This is a genomic window from Xenorhabdus miraniensis (assembly GCF_002632615.1).
Genome location: NZ_NITZ01000054.1, coordinates 1 through 7,295, shown reverse-complemented (window position 1 = coordinate 7,295; position 7,295 = coordinate 1). Strand labels below are relative to the sequence as shown.

The 7,295-nt window shown below is 42.1% G+C and carries 8 protein-coding genes and 1 pseudogene; 7 read left to right on the top strand and 2 right to left on the bottom strand.

Annotation, left to right across the window (positions count from 1 at the left end; translation table 11 throughout):
* Positions 1-371: 371 nt before the first annotated feature.
* The 7 genes from Xmir_RS21700 (at position 372) to Xmir_RS21670 (ending at position 6,224) form a co-directional block, all read left to right on the top strand.
* The gene (locus Xmir_RS21700; protein ID WP_099116061.1) at positions 372-563 is read left to right on the top strand and encodes a hypothetical protein; all 192 of its coding nucleotides are present in this window, start codon (positions 372-374) and stop codon (positions 561-563) included.
* A 92-nt stretch (positions 564-655) separates the two neighbouring features.
* A complete protein-coding gene (locus tag Xmir_RS21695) occupies positions 656-1,861 on the top strand; it encodes a radical SAM/SPASM domain-containing protein (protein WP_099116060.1) in 1,206 nt (401 codons plus the stop codon).
* The gene (locus Xmir_RS21690) at positions 1,836-2,147 is read left to right on the top strand and encodes a hypothetical protein (RefSeq protein WP_099116059.1); all 312 of its coding nucleotides are present in this window, start codon (positions 1,836-1,838) and stop codon (positions 2,145-2,147) included. Before Xmir_RS21695 ends, Xmir_RS21690 begins: the two co-directional genes overlap by 26 nt.
* Positions 2,144-3,034, top strand: a complete 891-nt coding sequence (locus Xmir_RS21685; protein ID WP_099116058.1) for a cupin domain-containing protein — start codon at positions 2,144-2,146, stop codon at positions 3,032-3,034. Before Xmir_RS21690 ends, Xmir_RS21685 begins: the two co-directional genes overlap by 4 nt.
* A 12-nt stretch (positions 3,035-3,046) precedes the next feature.
* Positions 3,047-4,009, top strand: a complete 963-nt coding sequence (locus Xmir_RS21680) for a thiamine pyrophosphate-dependent dehydrogenase E1 component subunit alpha (RefSeq protein WP_099116057.1) — start codon at positions 3,047-3,049, stop codon at positions 4,007-4,009.
* Positions 4,006-5,028, top strand: a complete 1,023-nt coding sequence (locus Xmir_RS21675; protein WP_099116056.1) for an alpha-ketoacid dehydrogenase subunit beta — start codon at positions 4,006-4,008, stop codon at positions 5,026-5,028. Before Xmir_RS21680 ends, Xmir_RS21675 begins: the two co-directional genes overlap by 4 nt.
* Positions 5,028-6,224, top strand: coding sequence for an MFS transporter (locus Xmir_RS21670; protein ID WP_099116055.1), 1,197 nt, complete (start codon positions 5,028-5,030; stop codon positions 6,222-6,224). The genes Xmir_RS21675 and Xmir_RS21670 overlap by 1 nt, the downstream gene beginning before the upstream one ends.
* A 5-nt stretch (positions 6,225-6,229) precedes the next feature.
* Here the strand turns inward: Xmir_RS21670 and Xmir_RS21665 are convergent, their stop codons facing one another.
* Positions 6,230-6,868, bottom strand: coding sequence for a pentapeptide repeat-containing protein (locus Xmir_RS21665; RefSeq protein WP_099116054.1), 639 nt, complete (start codon positions 6,866-6,868; stop codon positions 6,230-6,232).
* A 268-nt stretch (positions 6,869-7,136) separates the two neighbouring features.
* Positions 7,137-7,295, bottom strand: a pseudogene (locus Xmir_RS34730) (barstar family protein); the annotation flags it as partial.

Below are 7,295 nucleotides of genomic sequence, written 5' to 3'. Positions count from 1 at the left end.
AGTCCATTTTGGGATTTTTTTGATTTGGCGATTAATCAGATCGCAAAAACCGGACTGAGTTCCCTTCCCGTGATCTACTATTTTGAAAGCTTATTTATAGTTTCTCTGAGAGATAAATAAGCTGATAATATTTAGATATTCATTTTTTTCATGAAGCTTTTAATACAAATTTACTAAAAGCATCAAATGATCCATTAAAAAACAATGATTATTATTATTTTGTAATATTTTGCTATCTATGTTTTGAATTGTTATAAAAAAACATTTGATTAACGATAATTTAAAATTCATTATACATATGAGGAATGTTTAATTTTTAACCTTCGTCATTAAGCTTCAATATTGCTATCAAAATACAACCTGGAGGTTTTATGAAATCGATTCTTGATCCTAAGTTTGTAAATGCTGGAAATGACTCAATGGCGTGGCCCCGTCACTCTTCTCCGGATTTTAAGGTTCTGAACACTGAGTCAATGGCGTGGCCCCGCCATGCGAATCCGGCTTTAACTAAAGCTGAAAGTTCGTCAATGGCATGGCCGCGTCATTATATTCCAGCTAACTGAAAGCTGTTTATTCTTTAAAGTTATAAACCTCCTGCGGGCAGAGTTCGTGCTGGTCGCAGGATCAGGATATATCTGATCAGGTGGGGGTAGATATGGAACATGACACGTTTAATGAATTTTCCAGAGATGAGCCTTTATTTAATTCGCCTATTCATGTCGATTTCGACATGACGAATGCATGTAATCTAGCATGCCATCACTGCCATGCTGCTTCTGGTAAAAGACTGAGTGATGAGCTTACAGCAGAAGAAATAAAAAGCATTATTAGTCAGATACACGAAAATGGCGTAATTGACTTGACTATTGCAGGAGGAGAGCCATTTCTCCGTCCGGATTTGCCGGAAATCCTGTCATATGCCCAATCCCGTGACGGAATTTATACAACTGTTGTGACGAATGGCACATTGCTGAAGAAAGACGTTATAAAAAAACTGGCCATTAGTTGTCGCGGCATTAATTTTAACATCAGCATTGATGGCTCTACACCAGATAAACTGGATATTCTCCGTCACAGGAAAAAAAGAGATAAAGATAAAAGAAAGCAACTGTTTAATCAAATATTGTCCGGAGCAAAAGCTGTTTCTGATGCCGGTCTTTTTCTGGGGGTTAGCTTTGTTATCAGTGGCATAAATGCGGATGATCTTGAGAATGTATATGATCTTGCCATTAATGAACTGGGGGCAAAAAGTGTTACTGCAATAAGATTTTTTCCTGCAGGCTACGGGAAAAATTCTTTAAGTGAGCTGGCGCTTAATTATCATGAATGGGAAGCTATTTTATTAGATCTGACCCGCAGACACCAGTCCTTCAGTAAACTATCAATATCTGTTTCAGCCCCTTGGGAATTCTATCTTCCTCTGCTACGAAACGGCTATTCACCGCAACAGGTTTGGGATATCTGGCGTTATCGTTCAACGCTGACGGACCCCGTGTATTCATCGGTTTATCAGACAGGTGATGCCAGTGGAATTGGCGATCTTAATATCAGCGGGAACGGAATGGTGTACCCTTCTGTCCTGATGTCAGGCAATCATGATGTTTTGTGCGGAAACGTCAGAGAGAACTCGTTGAAGGAGATATGGTACCAGTCTCCGGTTCTTAAAAAAATAAGAGATATAAGACTGTCAGAAATAGGTGGCCCGTGTCTTAACTGTGATATTCGGGAACTGTGTGGCGCAGGTTCCCGAGCCCGGGCTCTTTCCGTAACTGGGAATGTTGCTGGCCTGGATTACTGGTGCCCGGTTATATCCGAAGAATACAGGAGGGATAGGAATGTTATTGCATTGCAAAAACAATAATACGCTGCGGGTCTTGGAAAGACATAGTGGATCGGAGTTAAGGTATAACCGACAGATTTTTTTCGCGAATGATGATTTAACTCGTATTATCAAATTCGTAATAAAAAATTCAGCGTCTGAAACTGTTCCTGTGGGGGAGTATGATGAAGGATTAAATGAAAACATTATTCTGGATGCACTTCTGAAGTTTTCATCTGCAGGTATACCTTTCTGGTTCTGGGGTGAGTACTGGAATAAGAAACTGGAAAATCTTGTTGATAATAGAGCTGAGAGGGATTTTTTATGAATTCATTTGAATTTTCAAAAATGATGGGGGATACATTAAACCAGGAATGGAAACGAGAACACTTTGATATCGAGAAGTTTTCGGTGCTTGCGCATAATACCATTTCCACTTTCAGACCGGAAAATGAAATCAATGTCTTTGATATTCCATTTGAATTACTTAACGAAAGTGAAATACCAAAACAAAGAATCAATCAGGGATCTTTATTTGGCCAGCCGCCCCTAACTTTATATGTTGCAGATGAAAAAAGGTTTTTTATAGAAGTTTATTTATGGTCATCAGTTGATATGACAATTCATGACCATCCTTTTTCTGGCGCCTTTACTGTCCTAGATGGTGTCTGCCGGCATGATGTTTATCTGTTTGACAGAACCGGGGGAACTGAACGTTTACAGACTGGCAGGCTGACACTGAAGGACACTGAACTACTGTCAAAAGGTGATTGCAGAATGATTTTTAACGGAGATCGCCTTATCCACAGAAACCTCCATTTATCAAGGCCGACAGTGACCTTCATTATCAGAACGTATCGTGATCCCGGATTCACGGGAATGATATTTGAAGAATCGGGGCTCGCTGTTGCACCTGATCTTAGCGCTCCCGAAATGAAGTTTCTGGATTATCTTGATGGTGTTCTGCGACTGCATAATTACGATGTTGCTGTCCAGATGATAAAGGCTCTTATGATTTCTGATTTCAGTGATTATGCAAAATACCACTCAGTCGAGATATATCTGGAAAAAACCAGACGTTATCACGAAACAGATCTTCTCTGCGACATGCTTTCATCCTCCATTATTGAAATTACCCCAGACATATTCAGGAAGGTCTTTCAGTTTCAGCAGGAGCGATTTCTGAATGGTGAAGATTTTCACTTATCTTATTGATAGGGTAGCGGTATGTTAATAAAAGAAGTCCTTCTTGATTTATATAAGACGTCCTTCCTCATCCGGGCTGTAGATAAAAAAATTGAGGAAGGATTAAAAGATAATGATTTTTTTGCTCTTCATTATCCGGTTAAAGGACAGGAAATTGTTTCGGCATCAATCGGTATAAACAAACAACCCGGGGATAAAATCATCTCGACTTATAGGTGCCTAGGGGATCTTATCGGTTCGGGTAGTTCTTATTACGCTTATTTTGCGGAAATTATGGGGCGAAAAGCTGGTATTTCGAGTGGAAAAGGCGGTTGTATGCATCTGTGTTCTCCTGAAAACGGACTGATAGCGACAACCGGGATCGTAGGTGGTGGTTTACCAATTGCCTGTGGGGCGGCTCTGTCCATTCAGTTAGAAGGGGCCAATAACATTGTTTTTGTAACCTTTGGTGACGGTGCCACGACCACCGGAGCTTATCATGAGTCGATGAATCTCGCTGGCCTGTGGAAGTTACCCGTTTTATTTGTGTGCATCAATAACTATTATACATTACATACAAAGCTCAGCCGTATAACGGTTAATACAGAGCTTTACACAAAGGCTGAACCATACGGCCTTAAAGCAGTCCATACTGAGGTTAAAACACCCGATGCGTTGCATATTACCATTTCAGAATGTGCCGAATACGTTCGTAGCGGCAGGGGGCCGGTTTTTTTAGAAATTTCCTGCCCCAGACTTCAGGGTCATATGGCTGGCAGTACCACTGAATATATGGATCTACCGTCTGCTGAGGAAGTTTCGCAAATTGATTCACTTTTATTGCTCCGCAAAAAAATTGTCTGTTTATATGATAATGACAGTGAGGTGGATGGAATTGAATGTCAAATTATCCGGGATGTGTCTACTGCCTATGATAAAGCATTAAATTCATCGTATCCTGACGCACCGGATTTATTAAGCGAAGTCACTGGGAGTATAGAATGAGCGACAACCGTATGGCAACATCACTCATGACGTTTGCAGAAGCACTGAACAGTGCGCTCGATTACTCCATGCGTACCAATCCAAATGTTGTCCTGCTTGGTGAAGACATCGGAAAGCCTTCCGGGGGAATCTATAAAGTAACGCAGAACCTGGAGGAGCGTTACGGCGCTCAGCGTGTGAGGACCACGCCCATATCTGAGCAGGGGATTATTGGTCTTGGAACTGGATTAGCGCTTTGTGGTAAACGCCCTGTCGTTGAAATAATGCTCATGGATTATCTGACGGTTGCTTCTGATCAATTGGTTAATCACGCAGCCAAGTTACGCTATACGACGGATGGTGTAACGCGGGTTCCTCTCACCGTCAGAATGCATGTCGGGGGCGGAACAATGGGCGGTGCCCAGCACTCCCAGTCTCTTGAGTCTTGGCTCACGCATATTCCTGGTCTCAATATCGTCATGCCTTCCACACCTGAGGACGCCAGAGGATTATTGTTGTCCTGCATAAATAATGACGATCCCTGTGTCATGCTGGAATGTATTGAGTTGCTGTGGTCTAGAGAACGGCAACCTGTACCGACAGGGAATCAACAGATTCCTCTGGGGAAAGCCCGCGTAAGACGGACTGGAGATGATATCACTCTGGTTGCTTATGGAAGATCAGTTACATGGTGTCTTCATGCAGCTGAACGTGCCGCTCAACGGTTTGGTATCCGTTGCGAGGTTATTGACTTGAGAAGCCTGACACCTCTTGATTTACCCCTAGTGCTGTATTCGGCCCGTAAAACACGCAGGGTGCTTGTTGCTCATGCTGCTAACCAATTTTGTGGTTATGGTGCTGAAATAGCCTGCCTTATCACTGAAGTGCTACATTCGTCTCTTCTTCATCCGGTGGTTCGGGTAGGGAGTCTGCGCAGTCCTGTCCCTTACTCAACGACGCTCGAACAATTGCATACTCCAGATGCGGAGCTTATTTTTGGTAAGATTATGAACATATTCAATCTCAGGGAAAGTGACTGATGATACTGAATCCTTCTTTGCTGAAATTGCGGGGAATGAGTCGGCTTCTGACGGGGTATTGCCTCTCTGTTATTGCAGACACATCCGTTTATATTGTTTTTGCAATATGGGCGAAGCAACTGACCGGAAGTACATCCGGCGCTGGATTTGTCTTTTTCTGTTTTATTATACCTTCATTAATCAGTCCATTGACGGGAAATATTATTGACAGTCTGAGAAAGGACAGCACGATTGTATTTACAAACATATTTATGGCAGCATCAATACTGTTACTCCATTTTGCTCATGAAAAACATCAGTATGTCCTGCTACTGGTGTCAGCATTTATTTACGGACTTGGTTATGTAGTCTTCAATTCAGCCCGTGTTTGTCTTGTCGTAAACAACTATGATGAACGTCATATTGGTGAAATTAATGCTGTATTAAGAACGCTCAGGGAGTCTGTCAGGCTTACTGCACCTTTATTTGGAGTGTATATTTATACAACATTCGGGAGTGATGTTTTTGTCTGGTTTGTCAGCCTTTCACTGGCTATTTCCGCTTTTCTTTTCGTAAACTTTGAAGAGAGGAATACCAGAAGCAAGAACAACTATGATCGCGCCTTTTCTGTCAAGGGAATTATGGACGGAGCCAGAGGACTGTGGCGTGATACGTTGATCCGGTCATGTGTTATCTGTCTGTCAATAACGCTTCTGGTCGCGGGTTTTTATGAAATAATACTGTTCGGGATTATTGACCATCTTAGCCAACCCCTTTCAGTTATTGGCCAATTTATTTCTTCGCAGGGGGTCGGAGCCATACTGGGAGGTATTGTATCAATAAGACTAATCAAAAAAATCACACCGGGCGTTCTGGTTTCGTACGGATTTTTTATTCAGGTTGCTGGGATTATCGGGTTGTTTTCTCAGGATTTGACAATTATTTATATCAGCTGCGCGATTTTTGGTTTTGGTGCGCCAGTGTCCATGGTGGGGCTGGACACACTTATTCAGACGAAGCTCCCTTCTGCAATGCAGGGAAGAGTAAATACGTCACTTGAAGCCATCACAAGTATTCCTTTTTCCCTTTCATTTCTCATTTCGAGCCTGATGACGACCACCATTTCCTATAAAGTGATGTTGTTTTATATGGCCGCAGTGACCATACTCGCTGCGTTTTTCCTGATGCTGACAACCAGAAGTGCACTTCGCCACTGAACTGTTTAAGATACGATAATACCTAACTCTGATGCTAGCTGGCTGATTTGCCATGCGTCCAATCTGACACCTGATAGATCCACTTTTCTAATATCAAGTCCCTGAAGCGATGCACCTCTTAAGTCGCTTCCTGTGAAATTTCCGTCACTCCATCTTATTCCGGAGAACTCTCCATCGGAGAGATCCGCACCACTAAAATCTGTTTTCGTGATATCGGTTTCATACCACCTGTTTCCTCTCAGACTGCAATTCTCCAGAATCAGCCCCGCCAGACTGGCATTGCTTAAATTCGAATCCTCAATTTTTCCCGAGCAAAAGTATTTTTTCCTTGTCAGTTGTTCAGAAAAACTGGCATTTTCAAAACTGGTACCTATTAACCTGCAGTTCGTGAATTCAGCACCGAAAAGATCTGCAAATGCAAAGTTGCATAGGGTTAAATCACAGTTAATGAATTTTGCATTCCTGATTTTACTGCCATAGAATGAACACCCGGAATCGCTGTCTTTATTAAAAAAACCACATGAAAGAAAAATTGCCTCGTTTAAATTCTTTTTTCCAAAATCCGAATCGCAGAAGTCGACAAACTCAAATTGGTTGCCTGTAAAAGACTGAGATTGATGTACGCCGAATTTTTCTTTGTCCATTTCTGTATCCCATGATGTTCGTTAACAGCAGAATATTTTTTCCGGGTTGCCGTAATAGAGCTGCCCTGATTGTAATCTGCGCCCTGCGACCGTAACTGATTGAACGTAGCTGTACGTATTCTCTGTACAGTGAAAAATTCATCCGGTCAATGGATCATAAGGCATGATAACACGATGCCCCATACAGAGCATTTCCAGGATGGAATTGTGGTCAAGAAATATCGGATCCTAATGAGAGGTTCAAGGAATCTCAGCAGAAGCGGAAATTTCAACCTATCACATTAAACCGTAATTCCCCTTCCAGCTCTTCTTCTGCTTCTTCAAACAGCAGCACCAATGCTGAAAAACGCACTTGTTTCTGTGACGTTAAATTGATGAAATTAATTTCAACCGGCAACTGAATCCCTCCCGTCACAGCATCCCACAG